Source organism: Caulobacter sp. GW822-FHT01G02 (genome assembly GCF_058802865.1).
This window is the reverse complement of record NZ_JBXAON010000006.1, coordinates 181000-205235: the sequence shown is the minus strand read 5'-3', so window position 1 is coordinate 205235 and position 24236 is coordinate 181000. Positions and strand designations below refer to the sequence as shown.

27 protein-coding genes and 2 tRNA genes are annotated in these 24236 nt (G+C 67.4%); 10 read left to right on the top strand and 19 right to left on the bottom strand.

Annotated features, from left to right (window positions below; translation table 11 throughout):
* The first annotated feature begins 80 nt into the window (after window positions 1-80).
* Window positions 81-500 (top strand): nucleoside diphosphate kinase regulator, encoded by a 420-nt coding sequence (rnk, locus tag AC1RNC_RS18600; protein WP_492887790.1) that lies wholly within the window; start codon window positions 81-83, stop codon window positions 498-500.
* Between the two features lie 83 nt (window positions 501-583).
* On the top strand, window positions 584-1774 hold the full coding sequence (locus AC1RNC_RS18595) for a CaiB/BaiF CoA transferase family protein (protein ID WP_492887789.1): 1191 nt from the start codon (window positions 584-586) through the stop codon (window positions 1772-1774).
* On the opposite strand, the gene AC1RNC_RS18590 is transcribed toward AC1RNC_RS18595, so the two are convergent.
* The gene (locus AC1RNC_RS18590) at window positions 1761-2633 is read right to left on the bottom strand and encodes a lytic transglycosylase domain-containing protein (RefSeq protein WP_492887955.1); all 873 of its coding nucleotides are present in this window, start codon (window positions 2631-2633) and stop codon (window positions 1761-1763) included. The two genes, AC1RNC_RS18595 and AC1RNC_RS18590, sit on opposite strands and share 14 nt — an antisense overlap.
* Before the next feature lie 193 nt (window positions 2634-2826).
* On the opposite strand from AC1RNC_RS18590, the gene AC1RNC_RS18585 reads away from it, so the two are divergent.
* Window positions 2827-3540, top strand: a complete 714-nt coding sequence (locus AC1RNC_RS18585; RefSeq protein WP_492887788.1) for an energy transducer TonB family protein — start codon at window positions 2827-2829, stop codon at window positions 3538-3540.
* A 67-nt stretch (window positions 3541-3607) separates the two neighbouring features.
* On the opposite strand, the gene AC1RNC_RS18580 is transcribed toward AC1RNC_RS18585, so the two are convergent.
* Window positions 3608-4771: an acyl-CoA dehydrogenase family protein gene (locus AC1RNC_RS18580; protein WP_125158800.1), complete on the bottom strand. Its 1164-nt coding sequence runs from the start codon at window positions 4769-4771 to the stop codon at window positions 3608-3610.
* Between the two features lie 22 nt (window positions 4772-4793).
* Window positions 4794-5804 (bottom strand): NAD(P)/FAD-dependent oxidoreductase, encoded by a 1011-nt coding sequence (locus AC1RNC_RS18575; RefSeq protein WP_492887787.1) that lies wholly within the window; start codon window positions 5802-5804, stop codon window positions 4794-4796.
* A 217-nt stretch (window positions 5805-6021) separates the two neighbouring features.
* On the opposite strand from AC1RNC_RS18575, the gene AC1RNC_RS18570 reads away from it, so the two are divergent.
* The 3 genes from AC1RNC_RS18570 to ku all read left to right on the top strand — a co-directional run bounded on the left by AC1RNC_RS18570 (window position 6022) and on the right by ku (window position 8472).
* On the top strand, window positions 6022-6429 hold the full coding sequence (locus AC1RNC_RS18570; RefSeq protein WP_099576434.1) for a helix-turn-helix domain-containing protein: 408 nt from the start codon (window positions 6022-6024) through the stop codon (window positions 6427-6429).
* 126 nt (window positions 6430-6555) lie between these two features.
* Window positions 6556-7587 carry a DNA topoisomerase IB gene (locus tag AC1RNC_RS18565; RefSeq protein ID WP_492887786.1) on the top strand — a complete coding sequence of 344 codons (1032 nt, stop codon included), beginning with the start codon at window positions 6556-6558 and terminating at the stop codon, window positions 7585-7587.
* A gap of 54 nt (window positions 7588-7641) precedes the next feature.
* Window positions 7642-8472: a non-homologous end joining protein Ku gene (gene ku, locus AC1RNC_RS18560; protein ID WP_492887785.1), complete on the top strand. Its 831-nt coding sequence runs from the start codon at window positions 7642-7644 to the stop codon at window positions 8470-8472.
* A gap of 151 nt (window positions 8473-8623) precedes the next feature.
* Here ku and ligD read toward each other — a convergent pair whose 3' ends face one another.
* On the bottom strand, window positions 8624-11266 hold the full coding sequence (gene ligD, locus AC1RNC_RS18555) for a DNA ligase D (RefSeq protein ID WP_492887784.1): 2643 nt from the start codon (window positions 11264-11266) through the stop codon (window positions 8624-8626).
* Window positions 11267-11269: 3 nt separating this feature from the next.
* Window positions 11270-11542 carry a hypothetical protein gene (locus AC1RNC_RS18550; protein WP_492887783.1) on the bottom strand — a complete coding sequence of 91 codons (273 nt, stop codon included), beginning with the start codon at window positions 11540-11542 and terminating at the stop codon, window positions 11270-11272.
* A gap of 242 nt (window positions 11543-11784) precedes the next feature.
* Between AC1RNC_RS18550 and AC1RNC_RS18545 the strand changes: the two genes are divergently transcribed.
* From AC1RNC_RS18545 to AC1RNC_RS18530, 4 genes are all read left to right on the top strand, one after another.
* A complete protein-coding gene (locus tag AC1RNC_RS18545) occupies window positions 11785-12219 on the top strand; it encodes an Ohr family peroxiredoxin (protein WP_492887782.1) in 435 nt (144 codons plus the stop codon).
* Between the two features lie 81 nt (window positions 12220-12300).
* Window positions 12301-13224: a LysR family transcriptional regulator gene (locus AC1RNC_RS18540; RefSeq protein ID WP_492887781.1), complete on the top strand. Its 924-nt coding sequence runs from the start codon at window positions 12301-12303 to the stop codon at window positions 13222-13224.
* Window positions 13225-13360: 136 nt separating this feature from the next.
* On the top strand, window positions 13361-13792 hold the full coding sequence (locus AC1RNC_RS18535) for a helix-turn-helix transcriptional regulator (protein ID WP_492887780.1): 432 nt from the start codon (window positions 13361-13363) through the stop codon (window positions 13790-13792).
* A 204-nt stretch (window positions 13793-13996) separates the two neighbouring features.
* Entirely contained in the window at window positions 13997-14278 is a 282-nt protein-coding gene (locus AC1RNC_RS18530) for an HU family DNA-binding protein (protein ID WP_066682603.1), read from the top strand.
* 435 nt (window positions 14279-14713) lie between these two features.
* Here the strand turns inward: AC1RNC_RS18530 and AC1RNC_RS18525 are convergent, their stop codons facing one another.
* From AC1RNC_RS18525 to AC1RNC_RS18460, 14 genes are all read right to left on the bottom strand, one after another.
* Complete coding sequence (locus tag AC1RNC_RS18525) at window positions 14714-15241, bottom strand: hemerythrin domain-containing protein (protein ID WP_492887779.1); 528 nt, start codon at window positions 15239-15241, stop codon at window positions 14714-14716.
* A 183-nt stretch (window positions 15242-15424) separates the two neighbouring features.
* A complete protein-coding gene (locus AC1RNC_RS18520) occupies window positions 15425-17152 on the bottom strand; it encodes an ATP-binding protein (RefSeq protein ID WP_492887778.1) in 1728 nt (575 codons plus the stop codon).
* A complete protein-coding gene (locus tag AC1RNC_RS18515) occupies window positions 17149-17709 on the bottom strand; it encodes a TOL_0243 family YfiR-like periplasmic protein (protein WP_492887777.1) in 561 nt (186 codons plus the stop codon). The genes AC1RNC_RS18520 and AC1RNC_RS18515 overlap by 4 nt, the downstream gene beginning before the upstream one ends.
* A 211-nt stretch (window positions 17710-17920) precedes the next feature.
* A tRNA-His gene (locus AC1RNC_RS18510) sits at window positions 17921-17997 on the bottom strand.
* Between the two features lie 193 nt (window positions 17998-18190).
* Window positions 18191-18922, bottom strand: coding sequence for an energy transducer TonB (locus AC1RNC_RS18505; RefSeq protein WP_125158816.1), 732 nt, complete (start codon window positions 18920-18922; stop codon window positions 18191-18193).
* Window positions 18923-18936: 14 nt separating this feature from the next.
* Window positions 18937-19368: a biopolymer transporter ExbD gene (locus AC1RNC_RS18500; protein WP_125158817.1), complete on the bottom strand. Its 432-nt coding sequence runs from the start codon at window positions 19366-19368 to the stop codon at window positions 18937-18939.
* Window positions 19369-19373: 5 nt separating this feature from the next.
* Window positions 19374-20276, bottom strand: a complete 903-nt coding sequence (locus AC1RNC_RS18495) for a MotA/TolQ/ExbB proton channel family protein (protein WP_492838008.1) — start codon at window positions 20274-20276, stop codon at window positions 19374-19376.
* Between the two features lie 568 nt (window positions 20277-20844).
* Window positions 20845-20920: transfer RNA gene (locus AC1RNC_RS18490), tRNA-Phe, on the bottom strand.
* Between the two features lie 98 nt (window positions 20921-21018).
* Window positions 21019-21192, bottom strand: coding sequence for a DNA gyrase inhibitor YacG (locus AC1RNC_RS18485; protein ID WP_492838007.1), 174 nt, complete (start codon window positions 21190-21192; stop codon window positions 21019-21021).
* Complete coding sequence (locus AC1RNC_RS18480; RefSeq protein WP_492887776.1) at window positions 21189-22235, bottom strand: ribonuclease E/G; 1047 nt, start codon at window positions 22233-22235, stop codon at window positions 21189-21191. Before AC1RNC_RS18480 ends, AC1RNC_RS18485 begins: the two co-directional genes overlap by 4 nt.
* Window positions 22232-22828: a Maf family nucleotide pyrophosphatase gene (locus AC1RNC_RS18475; protein WP_492887954.1), complete on the bottom strand. Its 597-nt coding sequence runs from the start codon at window positions 22826-22828 to the stop codon at window positions 22232-22234. The genes AC1RNC_RS18480 and AC1RNC_RS18475 overlap by 4 nt, the downstream gene beginning before the upstream one ends.
* A 19-nt stretch (window positions 22829-22847) precedes the next feature.
* The gene (gene infA, locus AC1RNC_RS18470; protein ID WP_035044427.1) at window positions 22848-23066 is read right to left on the bottom strand and encodes a translation initiation factor IF-1; all 219 of its coding nucleotides are present in this window, start codon (window positions 23064-23066) and stop codon (window positions 22848-22850) included.
* Window positions 23067-23163: 97 nt separating this feature from the next.
* Window positions 23164-23619 carry an arsenate reductase ArsC gene (locus AC1RNC_RS18465; protein WP_492838005.1) on the bottom strand — a complete coding sequence of 152 codons (456 nt, stop codon included), beginning with the start codon at window positions 23617-23619 and terminating at the stop codon, window positions 23164-23166.
* A gap of 112 nt (window positions 23620-23731) precedes the next feature.
* A complete protein-coding gene (locus tag AC1RNC_RS18460; protein ID WP_492887775.1) occupies window positions 23732-24226 on the bottom strand; it encodes a UPF0262 family protein in 495 nt (164 codons plus the stop codon).
* Window positions 24227-24236: the final 10 nt, after the last annotated feature.

Genomic DNA, 24236 nt, shown 5'->3' with positions numbered 1-24236 from the left:
GGGCGAACATCACTCCCATCGTCATCTGACGGCGCGCCGCCCGCGCCGTCGCGCCATTACATCATCGCCAGGAGCTTTCCATGCCCCCGCAAGAGGACGCCGTCGCGCGTCCGCGCATCATCATGGCCGAGACCGAGGTCGACCGCCTTTCCACCCTGGCCCTGCAGATGGAGCAGGCGGCGCCGCTCGCGGCGGACATGCTGTTGCAGGAGATCGACCGCGCCGAGATCCGCCCCGACGGCGACATGCCCGATGGCGTCGTTCGCATGCGCTCGACCGTCCGGTTCGAGGACGACGCCCATGGCGTGGCGCGCTCGGTGCTGCTGGTCTATCCGAAGGAGGCCGACATCGCCGCCGGCAAGATCTCGGTCCTGTCCCTGGTCGGCGCCGGTTTGATCGGGCTCTCCGTCGGCCAGTCGATCCAGTGGCCCGATCGCGACGGTCACGAGCGTTCGCTGCGCATCCTCAAGGTCGAACCGCCCGGCTGTATCATGTTCTGAACGGAGGGCTTGCCGCCAGGTAAGCCTTTCCAACCTCCTCCCCGATCCGCACACTCTTGCGCAATGAGAAAAGGGAGAGAGCGATGCTGGAGGGACTGCGGGTCGTCGAACTGGCGACCTATATCGCCGCCCCCGGCGCGGCCGGGATCATGGCCGACTGGGGCGCCGAAGTGATCAAGGTCGAGTCGCCCGAGGGCGATCCGATGCGGCGGTTCTTCGACACCATCGGCTCGGACCAGGACGCCAACCCGATCTTCGAGCTCGACAACCGCGGCAAGCGGGCGGTGGTGCTGGACATCCGGTCCGACCTGGGCCGCGACGCGCTGAAGGCCCTGGCCGCCACGGCCGACATCTTCCTCACCAATGTCCGCCCCGCCGCCCTGGCCCGCGCCGGCCTCGACCACGAGGCGCTGAAAGCGGTCAATCCGCGCCTGATCTATTGCAGCCTGACGGGCTACGGCCTGACGGGCCCTGATCGTGACAAGCCCGGCATGGACGTCGCGGCCTTCTGGTCCCGCGCCGGCGTGGGATCGATCACCGCGCCGAAGGGGACCGAACCCTTCCCGATCCGCACCGGCATGGGTGACCACGTCACCTCGCTGGCCACCGTGTCGGCGATCCTGGCGGCGGTCCACGAGAGACAACGCACCGGTGTTGGCCGATTGGTCGAGACCTCGCTGCTCCGTACGGGCGTCTACGCGATCGGTTCGGACATGGCGATCCAGCTGCGGTTCGGGAAACTGGCCTCGACGCGGGGGCGGCGCGAGGCGGTGCAGCCGCTGGCCAACTTCTACAAGACCGCCGACGGTCGCTGGATCTGCCTGCTGCCCCGCCAGGGTTCGGTCGATTGGCCGCGTATCGCCGCCGCCGCCGGTCGGCCGGAGCTGGTCCAGGATCCCCGCTTCGCCAACGCCAAGGCCCGCCGCGAGAACGGCCAGGCGCTCGTCGACATCCTGGATGAAGCCTTCGGGGCCATGGCCTATGACGACGCCGCCGAAGCCCTAGACGCCGGCGACATCACCTGGGCGCCCTATCAGACCCCGCGCGAGCTGGCCGCGGATGCGCAGGCGGAAGCCGCCGGCTGCTTCGTCGACACGCCCGACGGCGCGGGCGGCACGTTCAAGGCCCCCGCCGCTCCGGCCCGCTTTCCCGGCGCGGAGGACGGCCCGCGCGGACCCGCGCCGAAGCTGGGCGCGGACACAGCGGCGGTGTTCAGAGAGTTGGGTTGGTCCGAGGATCAGGTATCAGAGCTAACCAAGCTCAGCGCTGCTTGACCTTGTCGTTGGCCTCGGCCAGCACGCGCAGCATCTCGGCCGAGAACATCGAGCTGGCCAGGCGCTGACCACCGCCCATGCTCGAGGCGCCCGAGCCGCCGAACGGGTTGGCGGCGTCCTGCGAGCCGCGCAGGATCAGGTCGACCATCGCCTCCTGCTGGCGGATGCGCTCCAGACGGCGGCCGCCGGCATATTGCATGAAGCCCTGATCGCCTTCGGGCAGCTTGACCGTATCCGGCTGCTCGGTGACGCGGGTCGCGCCGCCGGTCCTGGTCAGGTTGGCGTAGACCTCGCCCACCGTGGCGGCGCGGCCGTCCTTGTAGAAGATCGACTTGTTGGCCTGGGCCGCGTCCGGGAACATCGCCGCGGCGCTGGCGCCCGGCGAGGCCGTGGCGGCCTGGATCAGCCGAGCCGAACCCGCCGGACCCAGGAAGTGGGCGGCGTAGAGCTCGCCGGAGGTCGGGTCGCGTCCCACCCGCCCTCGCAGATACGAAGCGTGGTCGGAGGTCAGTTCACCCGCCATCAGCGAGGCGGCGTGCGGATCGGCCTTGAGGCCCAGCACGGCTTTGCGGGCTTCGTCGCCATCGACTCGATAGCGACCGTCGGGCCCCTGCGAGATCAGATCGGCATAACGGGCGTAGCCATACTTGGAGCCGTGCTTCTTCAGCGTGGACAACCAGGTCTGGTCTACGAACTGGAAGAGGCCCGACGCCGAGGAGGTTCGGGCTCTGGCGGCCGGGTTGAAGCCGCTTTCGCGCTTGGCCGTGCCCATCAGGAACGTGAAGTCGACCCCCGTCGCGCTGGACGCGCGCTGGATCGCCGACTCGACGACGCTGCGGATGGAACTGACGGCGGGCATGGACATCAGGAGTCGGCGACTATGGTTAATTCGCGATTAACCACGTTGACCAACCGTCCCCGTATGACGACATGCCGCACCCATTCTTACAAGCGTAAGACAAATCGCCACTGAGATTACGATTGTCAATTTACAGCCACACGCGTTCGTGCTGACCTGATCCTACAACTGTAATCCAGCGTAGGAGATCGACATGAACCTGGCTCTCCATCCTAGCGGCTCCGGCATCCCCGGCCTGGACGACACCCCGCGCAAGCCCTCGAAGGTGCTGGTCATCGGCATCGCCGTCTCGGCCGCCGCGCATCTCGGCCTGATTGGCTACCTCGCCTACACCAAGTACGTCACGCCGCTGCCGATGGCGCAGGAGGATCCGGGCTTCAGGCTGGAGTTGCCCTACACGCCGCCGAAGCCGCCGCCTCCCCCGCCAACGACCCAGCCGCCGCCTCGGAACCAGATCCGGTTACACACGCCAGTTCCAACGCCCATCCCCGCACCCGATCCCCTCCCCATCAAGCCCGTGGAGATTCCTCCCGGCCCGACCGTCACCGGCCCGCCGGTGATGCCGACGATCCCGGCCGCGCCGACGCCACCGCCCGCGCCCCAGCCCAAGGTGATCACCCGGGCCAACTGGCTGCGCACGCCCTCGGCGGACGAAGTCTCGCGCTACTATCCGGAAAGCGCCCAGCGGCGCGGCCTGTCCGGTTCGGCGACGCTGAGCTGCACGGTCGCCCTCAACGGCGCGGTCCGCGATTGCGTGGTGGCCTCCGAAACGCCCGCCGACGAAGGCTTCGGCAATGCGGCGCTGAAGATTTCGCGCTTCTTCAGGATGAAGCCGCAGATGGAGGACGGCCAGGCCGTGGACGGCGCCACGGTCCGCATCCCGATCCGGTTCAGCGCGGGCGCCTGAAGCCCCCTCCGGCGCTGAAACGGCGGCCGGGTCGCTTAGCCTTCCGCGACCCGGCCCTTCGTCATCATCAGTAGCTCTTCGGCAGTCCCAGCACGCGCTCGGCGATGAAGTTCAGGATCATCTCGCGGCTAACCGGCGCGATGCGGGCGATCATCGCCTCGCGGAAGTAGCGCTCGACGTCATATTCCTTGGCGTAGCCCATGCCGCCATGCGCCAGGACCGCGTTCTCGCAGGCGTGGAAGCCCGCCTCGGCGCCCAGGTACTTGGCGGCGTTGGCCTCGGCCCCGCAGTCCTTGCCCTGGTCGTAGAGAGCGGCGGCCTTGAAGGCCAGGAGGTTGGCCGCCTCCAGCTCGGCCCATGACTTGGCCAGAGGGTGAGCCACGCCCTGGTTCTTGCCGATCGGCCGGCCAAACACGATCCGCTCGTTGGCGTAGGTGGTGGCCTTGGCCAACGCCGCGCGGCCCAGGCCGATAGCCTCGACGGCGAACAGCACCCGCTCCGGGTTCAGGCCATGCAGGAGGTAGGCGAAACCCTTGCCCTCCTCGCCGACCAGATCCTCGGCCGGCACGAACAAGTCCTCGATGAAGAGCATGTTACATTCGACGGCCTTGCGGCCCATCTTCGGGATCGGCTTGGCCTCGATCTTCTCGGCGTCGGTGTAGAACAGGGATAGGCCCTGGTGCGGCTTGGCGCACTGGTCCTTGGGCGTGGTGCGGGCGATGATCAGGATCTTGTTGGCGCGCTGGGCGCCGGTGGTCCAGATCTTGCGGCCATTCAGGCGATAGCCGCCGTCGACCTTCTCGGCGCGGGTCTCCAGGCTGGACGTATCGAGGCCCGAGTTCGGCTCGGTCACCGCGAAGCACATCTTGTCCTCGCCCGAGATGATCCGGGGCAGCAGGCGATCGCGCTGCTCGTCCGAGCCGAACTTCACCAGCGGCATCGGGCCGAAGATGTTGAGGTGGATGGCCGAGGCGCCCGAGAAGCCCGCGCCGGACTGGGCCACGGTCTGCATCATCACGGCGGCCTCGGTCAGGCCCAGGCCGGCCCCGCCGACGCTCTCCGGCATGGCCACGCCCAGCCAGCCGCCCTCGGCGATGGCGGCCACGAATTCCTCGGGGAAGATTCCGGTCTCGTCCGTGCGACGCCAATATTCATCGTCGAAGGCGGCGCACACCTTGGCGACGCCCTCGCGGATGGCTTCCTGCTCTTCGGTCAACCAGAATCCGGACATCCGGCCCTACTCCCCTGCGTTGTCAGCCCTCGGACTTCTCGAAACGGCGCGCGTCCATGACAGCGGCGTCCGGGCCCGGGTTATCGCCATTCAGATACGCCGCGACCATGTCGGCCACAAGCGGCGCGAACAGCCAGCCGTTGCGCCGCGCGCCGACGACCAGCATGACGCCGGGCGCCCGGCTCCAGCCCACCAGCGGCAGGCCGTCGGGCGTGGTGACGCGAACGCCGACCTCGACCTTGGCCGCGTCGAGATCCAGCTCCGGCCTCAGAGCCCAGGCCGCCGCGCGCAGGCCCTGTGTCGCCGAAGCGTCCGGCGCGAGGTCGTCGCGGCCAGCCTCCATGGTCGCGCCGATGGCCAGGTCCTCGCCCGGCGCCAGATAGACGCCCTCGCCACGCACCACCGCGCCAACGGCCTCGGCGGAAACTCGCAGGATCTGGCCCTTGATCGGCGCCAGGACCTGGGTCTCGGGCGCCAGGCGGCCATCTCGCACGCCAGGGCCGGTGGCCAGCACCAGGGCGTCGAAGGCTTCGGTCCGACCGTCGGCCAAGGTCAGGACGCCGGGCGCGAAGGCCTCGACCGTTCCGGTCTCGAACCGCGCTCCGGCGGCTAGCGCCGCCGCGCGCATCGACGCCAGCGCGGGTTGCGCCTCGATACGCCAGTCCTCGGCGGTCGTGTCGGCGTCGGGCAAGCCAAGGGCCGCGAGTCGCTCGCCGACCTGACCGCGCCAGGCGTGGGAACCCTCGAACCGCACGCCCGCGCGAGTCAGGGCGATTCCCAGGTCATCCGCGAACGCCGGCCACAGGTCGCGGGCGCGGCGCATGATGGAGAGGTGCCCGCGCGAGGCGGGATCGAACAGCGCCTCGCTGACCGGCGCCAGCATGCCGGCTGCCACGCCGGAGGCATTGTCACCCGGCGCGGCCGGATCGAAGATCGTGACCTTGAACCCTATTCGCGCCAGGCGCAGCGCCACGGCGGATCCCAAAGCGCCGGCGCCAGCCACGGCGATACGCGCGCCTGATTGAACTGTCATGGCGCGCAAACACCTTCCAGGCGCGCGAACGTCAAGTCCGGAATGACCATGCTGGTTACTCGATCTATTCATCATTAACGATAGTAAATCGAGCGCGACACTTTGGCGCGAAGACCCGTTCCGTGCACGTCCGGACGTGACGATGCAGCCAAGCTGTGTCTATACCCGTTAACATTGGCATGAAGGCCGCCGAGCGGCGCAGATGGAATAGAGGCGGATGAACGATCGACCCGCAGTCGAACCAGCCCACCCCGTTGATCTCTATGTGGGCGCCCGGCTGAGAATTCGCCGCAAGATGATGGGACTTTCCCAGACCCAAGTCGCGGACGCTCTGGGCATCACCTTTCAGCAGATCCAGAAGTACGAGCGTGGCGCCAACCGCATCAGCGCCAGCAAGCTCTATGATGCCGCCAAGTTGCTGCAAGCGCCTGTCTCCTACTTCTTCGAGGGCCTTGAGGACACCGACGGCGGCATCGACGATGGTTTCGCCCAGCGCATGACCGAGTTCGTCTCCACGCCCGAAGGCCTGGAGCTGGCGAGCCTGTTCCCGCGCCTGTCGGACCGCCGCCTGCGCCGCCGGGTCGTCGACCTGGTCCGCGCCATGGTGGACGACGACGCGCCCTAAACGGCTTCCGCCCAGTACCGCTTTCGAAAGGCCCGCGATGTGCGAATCGCGGGCCTTTTCGCATTCGGAACCGCCTCCTCACGCCCGCCGTTGATCCGGCGACGGAGCGCTGACGAGGCCGAGGACATGCCACGCGACACGGTCGATCTCCAGCCGGCCCCGCCCGGCCTTCTCTACGTCAACGACGACGATCCCGGCTTGCGGCGGATCAAGAGCGGCGACGGCTTCGACTATCGCGATCCCGACGGTGACCGCGTCGACGACGCCAGGACGCTCGACCGCATCCGCGCCCTGGCCATTCCGCCGGCCTGGACCGACGTCTGGATCTGCCCCTCGCCGCGCGGTCACATCCAGGCTACCGGCCGCGACCAGCGGGGCCGCAAGCAGTATCGCTATCACGACGGCTGGCGGCGCGACCGCGACGGGTTGAAGTTCGGCCGCATGATCGCCTTCGGTCGAGCCCTGCCCAAGCTGCGGGCCCAGGTCGAAAAGGATCTCGCCCTCCGCGGCCTTCCCCGCGACAAGGTCGTCGCCGCCGTGGTGCGGCTGATGGAGCTGACCCTGATCCGCGTGGGCAACGAGGCCTACGCCAAGGAGAACAAGAGCTTCGGACTGACCACCCTGCGCGATCGCCACGCCAGGCTGTCCAGCGTCGGCGGCGCGTTTCAGTTCAAGGGTAAGAGCGGCGTGGTCCACACGACCGGCTTCCGTGATCGTCGCCTGGCCCGCATCGTCAAGGCCTGCCAAGACGTTCCGGGTCAGAGGCTCTTCCAATATCTGGACGACGACGGCCAGCGGCGCTCGGTCGAGAGCGCCGACGTCAACGCCTATATCCGCGCGGCGATGGGCGAGGACTTCTCGGCCAAGGATTTCCGCACCTGGGCCGGCACCCTGGCCGCGGCGCGCGCCCTGTGCCTGATCCCCAAGGCGACCAGCGCCACCGAGGCCAAGCGCAACGTCAACACCTGCGTGAAGGCCGTCGCCGGCCTGCTGGGCAACACCGCCGCCGTCTGCCGCGGGTCCTACATCCATCCGCTGGTGCTGGAATCCTATCAGCAAGGCGTCTTGCCGCTGAAGCCGGGCCGGTCGGAGCGCGCCTTTGAACTGGCCACCATCCGCTTCCTGGAGGCGGCCCAGGCCTCATGCGCCGAAGCTTAGCGGAACGCCCCAGCGCCGAGCGCCGTTGAGTCGGCTCGAACGGAGAAAACGCCCATGGCCGCCGGCCGTCCCACCTGGCAAGGCCACCTGCGCCTGTCGCTCGTGACCTGTCCCGTCGCGATGTACACCGCCACCGATGCGCGCGGCGACGTGCACTTCAACATGCTGCACAAGAAGACCCACAACCGGATCCGGATGATCCCGACCGATCCGGACCTGGGCCCCATCGAGCGCTCGGACATCGTCAAGGGCTACGAGTACGAGAAGGGCGAGTACGTCGTCATCACCCAAGACGAGATCGACGACGTGCGCCTGGAAAGCACCCGCACCATCGACATCGAGACCTTCGTACCGGCGGACGACATCGACCGGCTGTACTGGGACAATCCGTACTTCCTGGTTCCTGACGGCAAGCCGGCCGCCGAGGCCTATGGCGTGATCCGCGAGGCGATGAGCAAGGAGGGCCAGGTCGCCCTGGGCCGCGTGGTCATGCACCAGCGTGAGCGCCTGCTGGCCATCGAGCCGCGCGACAACGGCATGGTCGCCTGGAGCCTGCGCAACCGCCGCGAGGTGCGCGACGCCGCGACCTATTTCGACGCCATCCCCGATAAGAAGCCCGACGCGGCGATGATCCAGATCGCCCAGAAGATCATCGAGCAGAAGGAAGGCCCCTTCGATCCCGAGCAGTTCAACGACCGCTACGAGGACGCGCTGCGGGCGCTGATCAAGGAAAAGCAGAAGGGCAAGGGGCGAAAGGTCTCCGCGCCGGCCGAGCCCGAGGACACCAATGTGGTGGACCTGATGGAGGCGCTGCGGAGCAGCCTGGGCAAGGCGCCGGCGAAGAAGCCTGCGGCCAAGGCTCCGGCGCGGAGAAAGGCCAGCTAACCCTTCTTCCGTTTTCCCCGGCGAAAGCCGGGGCCCAGATCGAACCCAGGGCGACCGAGACCCCGGCGCCGGCGTAAGGCGCGAACACCGCAAAGGCGCTGGATGGATCTGGATCCCGGCCTTCGCCGGGAAGATCGGTATTGGGTCTGGCTCACCCCTTCCCCAGCTTCTTGATCGCCGCCGCCAGGTCCCGTTCGCTGTCCGCGTAGGCGTCCCAGGCGTCTAGCCCCTTCACCATCCCGGGAACCGTCCGGATATTGAACCGCGCCGGATCCAGACCCTTCCTCACCTGCGTCCAGGCCACGGGCCACGACACCGGCGCGCCGGGACGCCCACGCGGCGACAGCGGCGCCACCGCCGTGCTCATCCGGTCGTTGCGCAGGTAGTCGAGGAAGATCTTCCCGCCCCGATCCTTCTTGGCCATCGAGATCAGGTACTGGTCGGGACTGTCGGCGGCCATACGGGCGCAGACTTCGCGGGCAAAGGCCTTGGCGGCGTCCCAATCGACCTTGGTCCCTTTCAGCGGCGTGACCACGTGCAGCCCCTTGCCGCCGGTGGTCTTGCAGAACGGGACCAGGCCCAGGGCTTCCAGCCGGTCGCGGATCTCGCGCGCCCCTTCGACCACGACGTCGAAAGAGACGTCCGGGGCCGGGTCGAGGTCGAAGACCAGGCGACCCGGGACCTCCGGCGCGCCCTCCCGGCAGTTCCAAGGGTGCAGCTCGGTCGCGCCCCATTGGGCGGCTGCGACCAGGCTCTCGACGGTATTGAAGACCAGGTACGGCTTGCGGTCGCCGTTCACCGTGACCTCGTCGATCAGGGCCGAGACGCCCTTGCCCGAATGGCGCTGGAAGAACGTCTCGCCGCCGACGCCGTCCGGCATGCGGATCACCGAGCAGGGCCGCCCCTTGACGTGCTCCAGCATCCACGGACCGACGGCCTCGAAATATTCGGCCAGATCCAGCTTGGTCCCGGGCGTCCCATCGCCGGCGTCCGGCCACAGCGGCTTGTCGGGATTGGAGATCGCCACGCCTAGCACCGAGGCCTTGCCGCCGGCGCGCTTCGCGAGCCCTGCCTTGGGCTGAGCCAGCGCGACGTCTTCGACCGGCGCGGGCGCTTCGGCCTCGACGGCCCTCGCCGGTTTGTCCTCGCGCAATCCCTTGAACGAAGCCTGTCGCACCGAGCCGTCTCCCGTGAAGCCAGCGAACTCTATCTCGGCGACCAGCTCCGGCTCCACCCAGTGAATGTCCGCCCCGCCCCGCGGCGCGCCCTTACCGCCGAAGGGCGAGGTCTTCCGCGCCAGCGTCTTCAGGGCCGGCAGCAGCTTGACCACCTTGTCGCGGCCGAAGCCCGTGCCGACCCGGCCGACATGGGCCAGCTCCCCCTCGTCGTTGTAGATGCCGACGATCAGCGAGCGGAACGCATCGCCGGTCGTGGTCCAGCCACCGATCACCACCTCGTGGCCGGCCCGGCACTTGGCCTTGGTCCAGGTCGCGCCCTTGCCGGAGCGATAGGGCGCATCGAGCTTCTTGGAGACCACGCCCTCCAGCGACATCCGGCAGGCCGACCGCAGCACCGCCTCGCCGCCGCTGGCGAAGTGCTCGACATAGCGGATGCGCTCGCCGTCAGCGGGCAGCAAGATCTTCAGCCGGGCCTTGCGGTCGGACAATGGCAGGTCGGTCAAGTCCTGTCCGTCGGCGTGCAGGAGGTCGAAGGCGAAGAAGATCAGGTCGTCGGTCTTCTCCTCCGACAGCGCCGCCTGCAGCCCCGCGAAGCTGGGCGAACCGGCCTGGTCCAGGGCCACGACCTCACCGTCGATCAGGGCGTCGGGCAGGCCCTTGGCGGCCTCGATCAGTTGCGGGAAGCGCTGGCTCCAGTCGAGGCCCGTCCGGGTGCGCAAGGTCGCCTTGCCGCCCTCGATGCGCAACTGCATCCGGTAGCCGTCGAACTTGATCTCATGCACCCAGCCTTCGCCGGTGGGCGGGCGGTCGACGAGTTTGCACAGCTGCGGTGGGATGAAGTCCGGCATGGCCGCCTCGGGCGTCGCCGTCTTCGCGCTCGGCTTGGCCTTGGAGGATTTGCTCTTCGGCGCGCCAGCGTCCTCGGCGGCTTTCTCGGCGCTAGCCTCGGGCGAGTTGGTGCTGCTCCAGACCGCGTCCGGCGTCGGACCGGCCTTGGTCATGAACGGCGTCGGCGCCTTGCCCTTGCCAGCCGCGATGTCTTCCATCGTCCGGCCCGAGGCGATCGAGAAGGACGTATCCTCCAGGAAATCGAGATCGCCCTCGATAGCGAACGCGTCGCGGTGCTTGATCAGCAGCCAGTTCTCGCGCTTGCCGCCTTTGGCGAACTTGTCGTTGTTGATCCGGACCAGGACCCAGCCGCCCTTCATCCGTTCGCCGGCGAAGACCAGCTTGATCTCGCCCTTCTTGAGCCCCTTCTCCAGATCGAAGCCCGGCTCGGGCGCCCACCAGCCGCGATCCCACAGCATCACCGTGCCGCCGCCGTACTGGCCTTCGGGGATCGTGCCCTCGAAGTCGCCATAGGCCAGCGGATGGTCCTCGACATGGACAGCCAGGCGCTTGTCGTGCGGATCGCGCGACGGCCCCCTGGTCACCGCCCACGAGAGAAAGACGCCCTCATGCTCCAACCTCAGGTCGTAGTGCAGCCGGGTGGCGTCGTGCTTCTGGATGACGAACCGAGCCCGAGCCGAAGCCGCGACCTTGGCTTCGCCAGAAGGCTCGGCCGTGAGCTTGAAGTCGCGTTTGGCCTGGTAGGCGGCCAGCTTCGGCGCGGCCATCGCCTATTCGCCGTCGAAGACTTGCGGGCGCACGTCGTCGTCCTCGTCGACACCATCGCCGGCGTCGGCCTCCTGCTCAAGATCGACGATCTCATCGTCGTCGAGGTCCTCAGCCGTCAGGGCGTCGTCGTCATCCTCGTCACCCTCGGCCTGGGTGACGTCCAGCACGTCGGGCAGCTCCTCGAAGGTGCGGAACTCGCCATCCTTGCCGATCACGTCGTCGTCCATGGCCTCGGCGCCGTCCTGCTCGTCGTAGCCGTTGTCGATGTCGGTCATGGCCGTCTCTCCTGTGCCTGCAGGAGAAATGATTGGAGGTCGGCTGCGTTCCGATCCCTTCACGGCGCCAAGCCATCACGCAACGGCGCCGCGATCCAGACCAAGGGTCTTCAATCCCTATTGTCTGGCCGGACTATCGCCAAATCCGCATCAATGAAGTGACCCGAAGCCGGATAGTCCTGGCGCATGCCGCGACGTAGGTTTCCCCTGCCGCGCTGTCATCGCGGCGCAGAGCGAGGCCCATGAACATCCTCTATTCCACCCAGGCCACCGCCGTTGGCGGACGCGACGGCTGGGTCGGCAGCATCGACGGCGCACTGAAGGTCAAACTGTCGACGCCCAAGGCCCTGGGCGGTCGCGGCGACGCGGGCAGCAATCCCGAACAGTTGTTCGCGGCCGCCTATGCCGCCTGCTTCCTGGACGCGCTGCGCGCCGCCGCCGCCGCCGCCGCCGCCGAACTGAAGATCGCCGTCGTCGAGGACGCCAATGTCACCACCACGGTCGCCATCGGCCATTCGGAGGAGGACGCCAAGCCGGCCCTGCGCATCGGCCTCTCGGTCGACCTGGCCGGCCTCGATCCGGAAGAGGCCAAGGCCCTGGTCGCCCACGCCGACGCCCTCTGCCCCTACTCCCGCGCCCTGCGCGAGGTCGTCGAGGTCAGGATCCAGGTGACGTAGCGTCGTTTCCCTTGAGCTCGGCGGCGCGTCGCGCTTCGATCGCCCGGGTCGTCTTTCGGCGACTCGCTGGGGAACCGTCGCATGCCGCATCTGCCGGACTTCGAGGCCTGGGCGATCTTCGCCAAGGTGGCCGAGCGCGGCTCGTTCTCGGCGGCCGCCGAGGAGCTGGGCCTGGCCAAGACCACCGTTTCCAAGGCCGTGACCCGGCTGGAGGAGCGGATGCGCACCACCCTGCTCCACCGCACCACCCGCCAGCTGTCCCTGACCGAGAGCGGCCGGGCCTCGCTGGACCGGGCGCTGCGCATCCTCAACGACGGCGAGGCGGTCGAGGCCGAGATCCTGGAGGAGGCGGCCATCCCGCGCGGCCTCATTCGCCTGGCCTGCACCGGCGCGTTCGGGGTGCGGACCCTGGCGCCGCTGATCCCGGAGTTCCTCAAGCTCTACCCGGAGATCGAGCTCGACCTGCAGATCACCGACACCAAGATCGACCTGATCGCGGACGGCTTCGACGGCGTCATCAAGGTGGGCCAGCTGGCCGACTCCTCGATGCGCGCCAGCCGCCTGTTTTCCCACCGCCTGCCGGTGGTCGGCGCGCCGGCCCTGTTCGACAAGTACGGTCGTCCCGAACAGCCCGAAGACATCCTGAAGATGCCGACCATGGTCTACACCCATGTGCGCGAGGCTCAGGAGTGGCGGTTCTTCCATCCCGTGCACGGCGAGCGCCTAGTCATGGTGCAGGGCTCGATCCGGATGAACAACGGCCTGGCGGCGGTGCCCGTACTGCTGGAGGGCCTGGCGATCACGCTTCAGCCCGAGGTCTACATCTGGAACGAACTGCAGGAGGGGCGCCTGGAAGAGGTGCTGAAGGAATGGACCCTGGTTCCGGTCCCCGTGCATCTGGTCACGCCACCGGGACGCGCCAGACCGGCGCGTCTGCGGGTGCTGCTGGAATTCCTGCGCGAGAACTTCTCCAAACAGCCCTGGGCGCACGGGATCGAGCACTGATCGACCGCGCGACGCGCTCGACGAACGGCGATTAGTGCGGTTTTGGAAACACTGAAGAACCGAAACACCGGATTATCGGCTGATCACCGCCGGCCTATCCCTTTGCTCAAGGAAACACACACCCCGGAGCAAGACGATGGACGGCAGCAAGATCCAGGTCCGCAGCGAAACCCAGGACCGCGACCTCGACGCGCTCGACATCGCGCGCGGTGGTCTGGCCCCCTGGCAGATGCGGACCGTCGAGGCCCACATCGACGGCAATCTCGACCGCAACATCACGGTCGAGGAACTGGCCGGTCTGGTCCGGCTGTCGATCAGCCATTTTGGCCGCGCTTTCAAGCAGAGCTTCGGCGTCGCTCCCCACGCCTACATCACGGGCGAGCGCATGGCCCTGGCTCGCGACCTGATGCTGACCACCAGCGAGCCCCTCTCGCAGATCGCTCTGACGGTCGGCCTGGCCGATCAGAGCCACCTGTCGCGCCTCTTCCGCCAGCACGTCGGCCAGAGCCCATTGGCCTGGCGACGGGCCCGCTGGACCCCGACTCAGGCCGGAATCGCGCTGCAGTGAATCGCGGGAAAGTCTGCTTTCGGGACGGTCGTTAACGCTTTTTCGCCCAGCTTGACCGTTCCGCGGGCGGCGAATCCTTGAAAATCCCCGGCTCACGGGCGTTTTGTCCCCGTGAATCGGCTTTTTAACCTTTCCTAATGGGTGACAAACGCGATCCGTCTCGTCAGGCTCACATTTCCCTGATTCACAGGAATGAGCTTAGAGATGACGAACGTTTCCGATCTGGTCGACGCCGCTGTCGCCGCTGACGACAAGCTGACCAAGACCCAAGCCAAGGCCATCATCGACGGCGTCTTCAAGTCGATCTCCGACGCCGCCGTGAAGGGTGAAGAAGTCTCGATCCCGGGCTTCGGCAAGTTCAAGGTCCAGGCCAAGCCGGCCCGCACCGGCCGCAACCCGGCCACGGGCGCGACCATCGAGATCGCCGCCAGCAAGAAGGTCGCCTTCACGCCGGCCAAGCAACTGAAGGACGCCGTCAACGGCTAATCCATCAGCGAGAGGCGGACGCCGCAAAGTGTCCGCCTCCCGACGCTTTCCTTCACGCGCGACATTGCGCCTCTTGCGCTTGTCGCGCGTGAAAACTTTATAGAACAAATAGAGAACGATAACGTGCCACGCATGGCCGTTCTCGATCTCGGGCATAAGCGCGCCATCCTCTCGGACGCCAAGCACCCGACGCCTGCGTGGCCTGGCGCCGTGAGCGGCCGATGGTGTTCGAGAGAGTGGCTTCCGGCCGACGCCCCGTCGCAGGACGCCCATGCGGGCGCCACGGTCGCGCTGGGCGTGCCGTACGCGAAACGCCAAGGCGCGGGCCTGTAGGGCGTTCGTGGAGGATCCTCGGCGGGGCCAAGGCTGGCGGGGCGGACTTGGCAAAACGCCCGGTCATTCGACCGGGCGTTCGCCGGGGCAGGGAAATGGCGTTTAGTTGACGGCCTTACCGCTATACTGCGCCATCAGCTCATCCTTGCGAGCCTTCAGGCGTTCGCCCATGGCGTCGAGATCCTCATCGCCCTTCTTGGCCTGCGAGAACAACCCACCGGGCTGCTCCTCCTCCTTGACGTGGTGCTTGATGTACTCGCTCAACACCTTGACCTTGGCGTCGTAGTAGTCATCGCCGGGCTTCATGGCCTCGATCTCGGCGATCAGCTTCTTGGCCCCGTCGTGCTCGACATAGGCCTCGTCCAGCATGTCATCGTCCACCTCGCCACGTTCCTCCGGATAGAGGATTTCTTCCTCGATCTGGGTGTGGACCTTCAAGGCCAGGGCGATCTTGCCGAACAGGGCCAGCTTCTCGGCGTCCTTCTCCAATTGTTCGTACTCGTCGAACATCCCTTCCACCTCGCGGTGGTCCTTCTTCAGCAGGCTGATCGCCAGCGGATCGCGGCGAGCGGTGCGGCGCGTGCGGCGCGGCTTGGCGGACTTGGCGGTGGTCTTGGCGGTGGCGGCCATGAAAGTCTCCCTTGGATGTCTCCCGACCGCCAACCAACTCGCATGTCTTGGCTCGCGTTCCCTCTGCGGTAAACTCTTAATCGAGAAGCGTTTTCTGGGCCTGGATAGTGTCAGGCGGCCGACATTCGACCGCATGATAGCGACCCGGTCGGCGCCCCTGGGACATTGCCGGAACGGCGGCTCCTAAGCCCTGGCTCGCCCGCTGACGCCCGAGAACACCGCGTCCAGCTCCGTGGCCAGTCTTTCGATCCGATAGGGCTTGATCAGCACCCGCCGGCCCTCGTTGGCGGCGGCCGCCGCCGCGGCGCTGTAGCCCGTCGTCAGAACCACAGGCAAATCGGGCCGCAGCCGTGAGATGTCGCGCGCCAAGTCCAGCCCGCCGATATCGCCCGGCATGACCATGTCGCTGAACACCAGGTCGAAGGCGGCGTCCTGGCGCAGGGTCTCCAGAGCCGACAGAGCGTCGCTGGTCCGCACGACGTCGTAGCCCAGCTCGCGCAGCATCTCCTCCACCAGTTGGGCGACGCTGTCGTCGTCCTCGACCATGAGGATGCGCCGCGCCTGAGGACCGGCCTTGCGCAGCAGGGCCGGCGCGGTCTCCTGAGCCATGGCCTTGGTACAGCGCGGGATGCGCATCCAGATCGTCGTCCCCTCGCCCAGGACGCTCTCGATCCCCGCCTCACCGCCCGACGAGCGCGCGAAGCCATAGACCTGCGACAGGCCAAGGCCGGTGCCCTTGCCGACCGGCTTGGTGGTGAAGAACGGCTCGAACAGGCGGCTCAGCACTTCGGGCGCCACGCCGACCCCGGTATCGCGGATCGACAGCCGCACCATGTCGCCCGCCCCATCGGGTTTGCCGGATGGCTCGTTGCGGCCCTCGATGGTGATCACGCCGCCCTCGGGCATGGCGTCACGGGCGTTGATGGCGATGTTCAGCACGGCCACCTCCAGCTGCGAGGCGTCGACCTCGACCCGCCACAGGTCCGGAGCCAGCCGGATCTCGACCGTCACGTCCTCGCGCAGGGAGCGGTCCAGCAAGGTGTGCATGCCATTCAGGCGCTTTTCGATGTCGACGACCTCGGGCTTCAGCGGCGCGCGGCGCGAGAAGGCCAGCAGTTGCTGGGTCAGGCTGGCGCCGCGGTCGATGGCCTGGCGGATGCCGGCGCGCAGACGCTCGCGCCGGGTCGGATCGGTGGTTCGCTCCAGCAGATCCATGCCGCTGGAGGCCACCATCAGCAGGTTGTTGAAGTCGTGGGCCACACCGCCGGTCAGCTGGCCCATGGCCTCCATCTTTTGCGACTGGCGCAGGGCCTCCTCGGCCTTCTGGCGTTCGCGCGTCTCGCGGCTCAGGCGACGATAGGCCTCGGCTTCGCGGGCGTTGGCCGCGCCCAGCACGCCGATCAGCAAGGCGGCCATGACGATCAGCAACGCGAAGCCGGCATAGCGCATGGCGCGGCGGCCAGGCGATTCCAGCACCGTGCGAAGATAGACCGAACCCAGCACGGTCTCGCCCTCGGTGACCCGCGAGGTCAGGATCAGGCGCGCGCCGTCGTTGCGCGGCGGCCCCAGGACGTTGCGGGCCGGCGGCGGCGGCGCCCCGGCCCGGACGTAGCTGGCGGCCAATTGCCCCTGCATGTCGTAGGCGGCGACCGCCTCGACATCGGGGTTGGAGCTCTGGGCCCCGACATATTCGCGCGCCGCAGAGCGGTCGTCGAAGGCCAGGGGCGCGGCCATGCTGCCGGCCAGGATCCGCAGTTGCACCTCGGCCTGGCGGAAGCGCTCCTGCTGGCCCAGGTGCTCGTTATAGGCGGCCAGGGCGAACGCGGCCGCGACGATGGCGATCGCCAGCCCGATCGCCATGGAGACGGTCAGGACGGGGCGCCAGGCCAGCCGTCCGGAAGACGACGTCATCGGCCGGTCTCCCTGGGCTGGGCGGCCAGCGCCAGCAGCTTGGAGCTGACGGTCAGGCCGGCGGCCTGGGCGGCGTCCGCCCGGATCGCGAAGCGGATGCGGCTGTCGACCGTGACGAACTGGACCATCGCGCCGGGCGCGTCGAGGCCCTCGTCGGCGACCGTCAGCAGCGGCTGTCCGGCGATCATGGCCAGCATCTCCCGCGGGGTCTGGGTGCGGGCGGCGGCCAGGAACAGCATGTGGCAGGGCGTGCTCTTGGCCACGGCCGGCATGCGCACGACCACGACCGGATGCTCGCCGACCCGCGCGCCGCGCACGGCGTGATCGACCATCCCCCCGAACGGGTCGCGCCCGGCGACGCACAGGCGGAACGGGCTGGCGGGCCCCTCAAAGGCGGCGGCGGGCCACCCGACGAACGCGGTGAGCTTGTAGAGATAGCCGGCCTTTATGGCGTAGGTCGGATCGCGGCCTTCGGCGTGGGCGACGGGGCGGTGATCGCCGGCCTGGGCCACGCTGGCCAGGGCGCAAAGCGCACACACCGCCGCGATGACGCGCAACGGCGAAGCACGCCGTCCAGGGATCCACCCCAGGGGGCTCGTCGGGAAGCCCAAGACCATACGCCAGTCCCCCTTAGCGATCTGAACGCGAAGCATGACCGTTTCGATCCCATCCCCATGACATTTTGGAGGCGGGACCCGTCGGGCCTTTCTGCGCAGGGGATAGATAAGCAAAAAGCCCGGGACCAAGCCCGGGCTTTCATGTCTGCGATGGTACCGCCTCTCAGGCTTGAACTGAGGACCTCTGGTTCCACAAACCAGCGCTCTAACCAACTGAGCTAAGGCGGCGCATCGCGAGGGAGTGTCTTTAGTCGGACAGGCTCCCCGGATCAAGCGCCGAAACACGCTCTTTTCACAAGAAAGCGCTCGTTCATTCTTGAGCCGTTCCAAAGAAACGCGCTCGATCTCATTTGGCGTAAAAAAAGCGCCCCGGAGCCGAAACTCCGGGGCGCTTCTTTTGTGTGTCGCTCGCGTCCAGGCCCTATTGCGGGACTTGGAACACCAGCGGGACGGTCACCTGGCCACCGTCGACGGGCGCGCCGTCGAGGGTCTTCGGCTTCATCCGGAACAGGCGCGACAGCTTGATAGCTGCATCACCAAAGCCCATGTCGGCGGGCGATTCCGAGACGATCGAGCAGCCTTCCAGCGTACCGCGAGCCGTCACGGTGCACGAGATCGTCGCACGACCGCTGACTTCCATCCGTTGAGCACGGTCCGGGTAGTACCGGGCCATGTCGTCGCCGGAGGGCTTGCGGGCCCAGTCCGGACGGGTGATCACCGACGCGCGGGCCGGCGGAGCCGTCGGCACCGGCGGGACCGCCGAGATCACCGGCGGAGCCGTGGTCTCGACCCGCTTTTCAACGGGCGGGATCGGCAGCGGCGGCGGCGGCGTCACGTCCGGCGGCGGAGCCACCGGGGGACGCGGCTGGACCACTGCCGGAGGCGGCGGCGGTTCGTTGGTCGGCGGCGGCGGCGGAGGAGGCGGCGGAGGCGGCGGCGGCGGCGGAGGCAACTCCACATCCACGGCTTCGTCCGAGTACTCCTGGAACACCGCTTCGAACTTCTGCTTCGCCAGGTAGGCGAAGAGCAATCCGTGCAGACCGCAGACCACGATCAGGGCGACGCCGAACGGCCCCATACCCTTCTTGCGACGCGGGCCGTCCGAGGTGAGCGGATCGTAGTGGCGATGCTCGGGCGTATTTTGTTCAGCCATGCAGCACCCCTACCTTAGCTATCATCCCGGCCAACGAGAGCCACGCTGTAGAAGCCGTTATCCTGGAGGGTGTTCATCACCTCCATGAAAGCCCCGTAGCGAACCTTTTCGTCGGCCCGGATGAAGATGCGCTCCTTGGACGGATCACGTCGGCCAATGTTCTTGGCGATGTCCTGTCCCATCTCGTCCACGGTGGTCGGGAAATCCCCAATGAAGATCTGACCCGACTGTTTGATCGAGATGTAAACCGGCTTCGGCGGGTTTGGAGATGCTTTCGCCACCGCCGGCGGCAGGTTCACTTCGACCGACACGGAGGCCAGCGGAGCGGCCACCATGAAGATGATCAGGAGCACCAGCATGACGTCCACGAAGGGCGTGACATTGATGTCGCTGTTCTGTTCGACGTTGAACCTGTCGCCCCCACCGCCTGAAAGTTTGGCGGCCATGGGTGTTACGCCCCCTTGTCGAGCTGACGCGAGATGGCGTTCATCAGTTCAGCAACGAAACCTTCCGAGCGGGTGCCGTAACCCGAGATGCGGGTCTGGAAGTAGTTGTAGAAGATAACGGCCGGGATAGCGGCGAACAGACCGATACCGGTGGCGAGCAGCGCTTCAGCGATACCCGGCGCCACGACGGCGAGGTTGGTCGTGTTGGTGTTCGCGATGCCGATGAACGACGTCATGATGCCGTACACCGTACCGAACAGACCGATGAACGGACCGGCCGAACCGACCGAGGCCAGGAACACCATGCCGCCCGACAGGCGCTTGGCCAGCGAGGCTTGCACCGCGTTGATGGCGTAGGTGGCGCGAGCCAGCGTCGAGTCACGGTGTTCGCCAGCGACGGCGAGACCGGCTTGACGCGACAGTTCAACTTCCTGCGAGGCGGCGGCGGCCATGTCGGCCATCGGGTTGCCTTCGAATTCTTCCGACGAGCTGATGCGCGCGATGTCGGCGATCGAGCGAGCGCCGCGGAAGGCTTCCAGGAACTTGTCCGATTGCTTGTTCAGGCCAGCGAACTCGAAAATCTTGGTGAGCAGCAGCACCCACGAGAAGACCGAGGCCAGCAGCAGGCCGATCATGACGACCTTAACGACGGCGCCAGCGGCGAGGAACATGCCGACGGGCGTCAGCGAGTGGCCGCCCTTCTTTTCGCCTTCAGCTTCGGCGGTGTCGGCCGGCGGAGCTTCCGGAGCCGGGGTCGCGGCCGGAGCGGCGGCGTCGGCGGGAGCGGCTTGCGTGGAGGAGGCGGCGGCGGGAGCCGAGGCGTCCTGGGCAAAAGCCGGGGCGCTCGCCATCAGCGCCATGGCGCCGACGAGAGCGATGAGGGGGGTCTTCCGTTTAATGTCGAGCATCTGTCGCCAGTTCCTGATTGGTCTAGCACGTTTGGACCGAGGGTCGTCGCGCGAGAGCGTCTCCACCCTAACTCTGAATAGCCCACCTGGCGGTCGATTTCTCTTCCAACCTGGCGGACCCGCTTCGCTGCGCTCGACCCGTTACGCCCCTCACGAGGACCAAAGCCTCCAGAAGGATCGTTTCGAAGCGCGGGCAACCGACGCCCTTTTGGGGCTCCGGTCTTACCGCAATGTTAGAATTGCGGCTGTGGTCCTTTGGCAACCCCTTTTCGCACCGTCAAGGGGATCATTTGGGCACAAATACATCGCCGACGGCCCTTACCCCCCGGGCCCACCGCAGCGCACAAAAGGGTTTTCCGGAAAAAGGGGCGGTTTTTCCCTGACAACGAGAAAAACCATGCTGCACTGCAGCATAGCAATAAAACGCCGGTCGATGAAGAAAGGCGCCTGCCCTCTCAGCAGGTGGGGCGTCTCGCAGGCGGGTCAACCGCCATCATGACGGAAAAACGACAAGGCGACCGGCCCGGATTCAGGCGGTCTGAGAAGGAGTCTAGCTTCCGAAGGGAAGTGGTGCCTGGGACCGGAATCGAACCAGTGACACGCGGATTTTCAATCCGCTGCTCTACCAACTGAGCTACCCAGGCATCTAGCGTTCGGCGGTCTAAACCGCCTCGGCGACCTCGCTCTGCAGCGAGGAGCCGGGTCTATAAGTGAGGCCGGATGGGATGTCCAGCGCCCTTTTTCATTCTCTGTGGATGTCTTCGGACAGAGGATTTTCCTCGTCGTCGTCGCCGCCCGGGACGACGTAACGGTCGCTTAGCCAGCGCTGAAGGTCGACGTCCGCGCAACGCTTGGAACAGAAGGGACGGAAAGCCGGATCGACCGGCTTGCCGCAAGTAGGGCACCCCGTGCTCATGTGGCGTACACCTCAAGACGGTCGACCGGCCAGTCCGATCGGGATTCGACGACGAAACGGCGACCCAGGCGCTCGGCGACGCCGGCGTCCAGCTCGTCCATGAAGGCCTCGGCCACGGCGGGCGCGCAACGCCCCGTCAGACGGCCGCCGGGGTCCGCCCTCCCCTCGCGCTCCAGCGCTCGCGCCAGGCGACGGGCCACGTAGCGGGGATTCGCGGCCCCATTCGGGGTCAGCAGGCGGTCGAGAATCGGCGGCGCGCGGCGCGGGACGATCATCTCCAGCGTGCCGAACTTGCTGATCGCCCCGATTCCCACACCGGGGTTATCCGGAGAGAAGGCGTTGCGAGCGGCCGTGGTCAGGGCCTGACCATCATGGCCGCGGCCGACGAGATCGAAGACGACGATGCCGCCCAGCCCCTTCAACCGCAGCACGCGGGCCGCGACGGCGAGCGCGGCCATGTTGGCCTGACGGGCGGCGCGCTTCGAATCGGCGGATTCGCGACCACCCAGGTCGACGTCGATCGCCGTCAGGGCTCGCGTGGGCTCCACGGCGATGTCGCCGCCTCCTGGCAGAGCGAAGACGGTGGTCAAGGCGTCGGCCTCGGCCTCCTCGACGGCGAGGAGAGCCTTGTCACCCGTCGTGGGTGACCCGGCCTTCACGGCCTGCCGCAGGCGCTCCTCGACCGACGGCGCGGCCTCCAGCACGCGCGGCTCGCCCTCCCCTTCGGCGACGAAGCGGGCCACGGCCGCCTTGTCGGCGCGAGAGGCGGTCTTGATCTCGATCTCGACGAGCCCGCCCTCGACCAGCCTGGGCATGTCGGGCCGCAGCGGCAGGATCACGTCCTGGCCGCCCGGCAGGGCCACGAAGGCCGCGTTGAAGGCTTTCTCGATCGACTTGATACGGGCCACGCCTCGCACGCCCTCGGCGTCTAGCGGGTCGTCGGTGGGCCAGGCGACGAACAGGCGCTCGGGGCGGCCGTCCAGCGTCACCACCCCGACGGTCTCGCCGACGCCCTTGTGAAGATAAGCTCTGCGCTCGCTCATGCCGGCTCGCTCTTGGGGCGATACCCCAGGCCTTCCAGCAGGTTCAGGGTCTCGTACAGCGGCAAGCCGACGACGCTGGGATATGAGCCCTGCAGCTCGGTGATGAAGCCGCCGGCCAGGCCCTGGACACCATAGCCGCCCGCCTTGCCCCGCCACTGGCCGCCGGCGACATAGGCGTCGCGCTCGGCGTCGGTCAGGCGCTTGAAGCCGACCTTGGTCTCGACCAGGCGCGAGCCCATGCGGCCGTCCGGCGCGATCAGGGCCACGCCAGTCAGCACCTTGTGGTTCCGACCGGACAGCAGCTTGAGGCAGTAAAGGACGTCGGCCTCGGTTTCGGCCTTGGGCAGGATGCGCCGGCCAACGGCCACCACCGTGTCGGCGGCCAGGACGAAGTCGCCCGGCGCGCGCGCGGCGACCACGCGCGCCTTCTCCGACGCCAGGCGCAGAGCGTGGCGGCGCGGGGTCTCGTCGCGCAGCGGACTTTCGTCGATGTCGGCGGGGTCGACCCGGTCGGGCGTAACGCCGACCTGGGCCAGCAGGTCGAGGCGCCGCGGGCTCGCGCTGGCCAGGACCAGCGATGGCCGGGCGGCCATCTCGGGAGCCACGGGCGTCCTACTTGAAGCGGTAGGTGATACGGCCCTTGGTCAGGTCGTAGGGGGTCATCTCGACCAGGACCTTGTCGCCGGCCAGCACGCGGATGCGGTTCTTGCGCATCTTGCCGGCGGTGTGGGCGATGATCTCGTGCGCGTTCTCAAGCGTCACCCGGAAGGTGGCGTTCGGCAGCAGTTCGCTGACCGTACCGGGAAACTCGAGCAGTTCTTCCTTAGCCATCAGGCCTCTCAAATGGAGCGAATCGAATAGCCACGAGGGCGCGCTGACGAGTGAGTCAGCACGCGGCCCTTCGCGGCGAGGCGCCTCTATAACGCATTCACCCCCCAAACGTCGATGGCGCCCCGAAACGTCGTTTAATTTGCTCGGCCAGGGCGTCCCGGACCAGGCGATAGGCTTCCAGCCGGGCTTCGCGCGAACCGTCCGTCAACGTTGGATCGTGGGTGGGCCAGTATTCGATCTCGACCGCGCGATCACGCGACAGTTCGACGGCCCGGTGCTGGGCTTCCGGCGTCAGGGAAACGACGACGTCGAAGCTGTCGTCCTCCAGTTCGGCGAAGGTCTTGGGCTTGTGGCCCGAGACGTCCAGGCCCAGTTCGTCCATCACCACCACGACGAAGGGGTCGACCCCCTCCCCCGCCGGATCCGGCTTCAGCCCGCACGAGTCCACGAAGGCCCGGGTGCCGTAGAATCGCTTGAACAGCCCCTCGGCCATCGGCGATCGCACGCGGTTGTAGTTGCAGGTGAAGAGGACGGCGTCGGGTAGCTCGCCCACGCTAAAGCCTCCCCCGAGCGGACTTCGTCCGATCGGGATAAGGAGGCTTTACCAACTTAAAGCTGGGGCGCGTTCTCATCGCGAAACCGGATCCACTTTCACGGAACGCGCCCTAACCCCGCCAGTGCAGCGCGCAGATCAGGGTGAACAGGCGCCGGGCGGTGTCGAGGTCGGTCTTGACCTTGCCCTCCAGGCGCTCGCGCAGCAGGTTCGAACCCTCGTTGTGCAGGCCGCGCCGGCCCATGTCCAAGGCCTCGATCTGCTGCGGCGTCGAGCCGCGGATCGCCGAATAGTAGCTGTCGCAGATCATGAAGTAGTCCTTGATCACCCCTCGGAAGGGCGACAAGGACAGCAGATGTCGCTTGGCGTAGCGCGTCCCTTCAGGGCCCTGGCCGACGATGTCGAAGGCCAGGCGGTTCTCGATCAGCGACAGCTTGATGTCGTACGGCCCGCCCGACGCCTCGGCGGGCTCGAAATAGTTGTCGTCCAGCAGGTCGAAGATCGCGACCTGGCGTTCCTGTTCCTGGTCGCGCGAGGCGGCCGCGAGGCTGTCCTCGTCGATCTCGATCGACTTGATCTTGTGGCTGGCGGAGTCGGCGGTGCTCATCTGTCGCGGA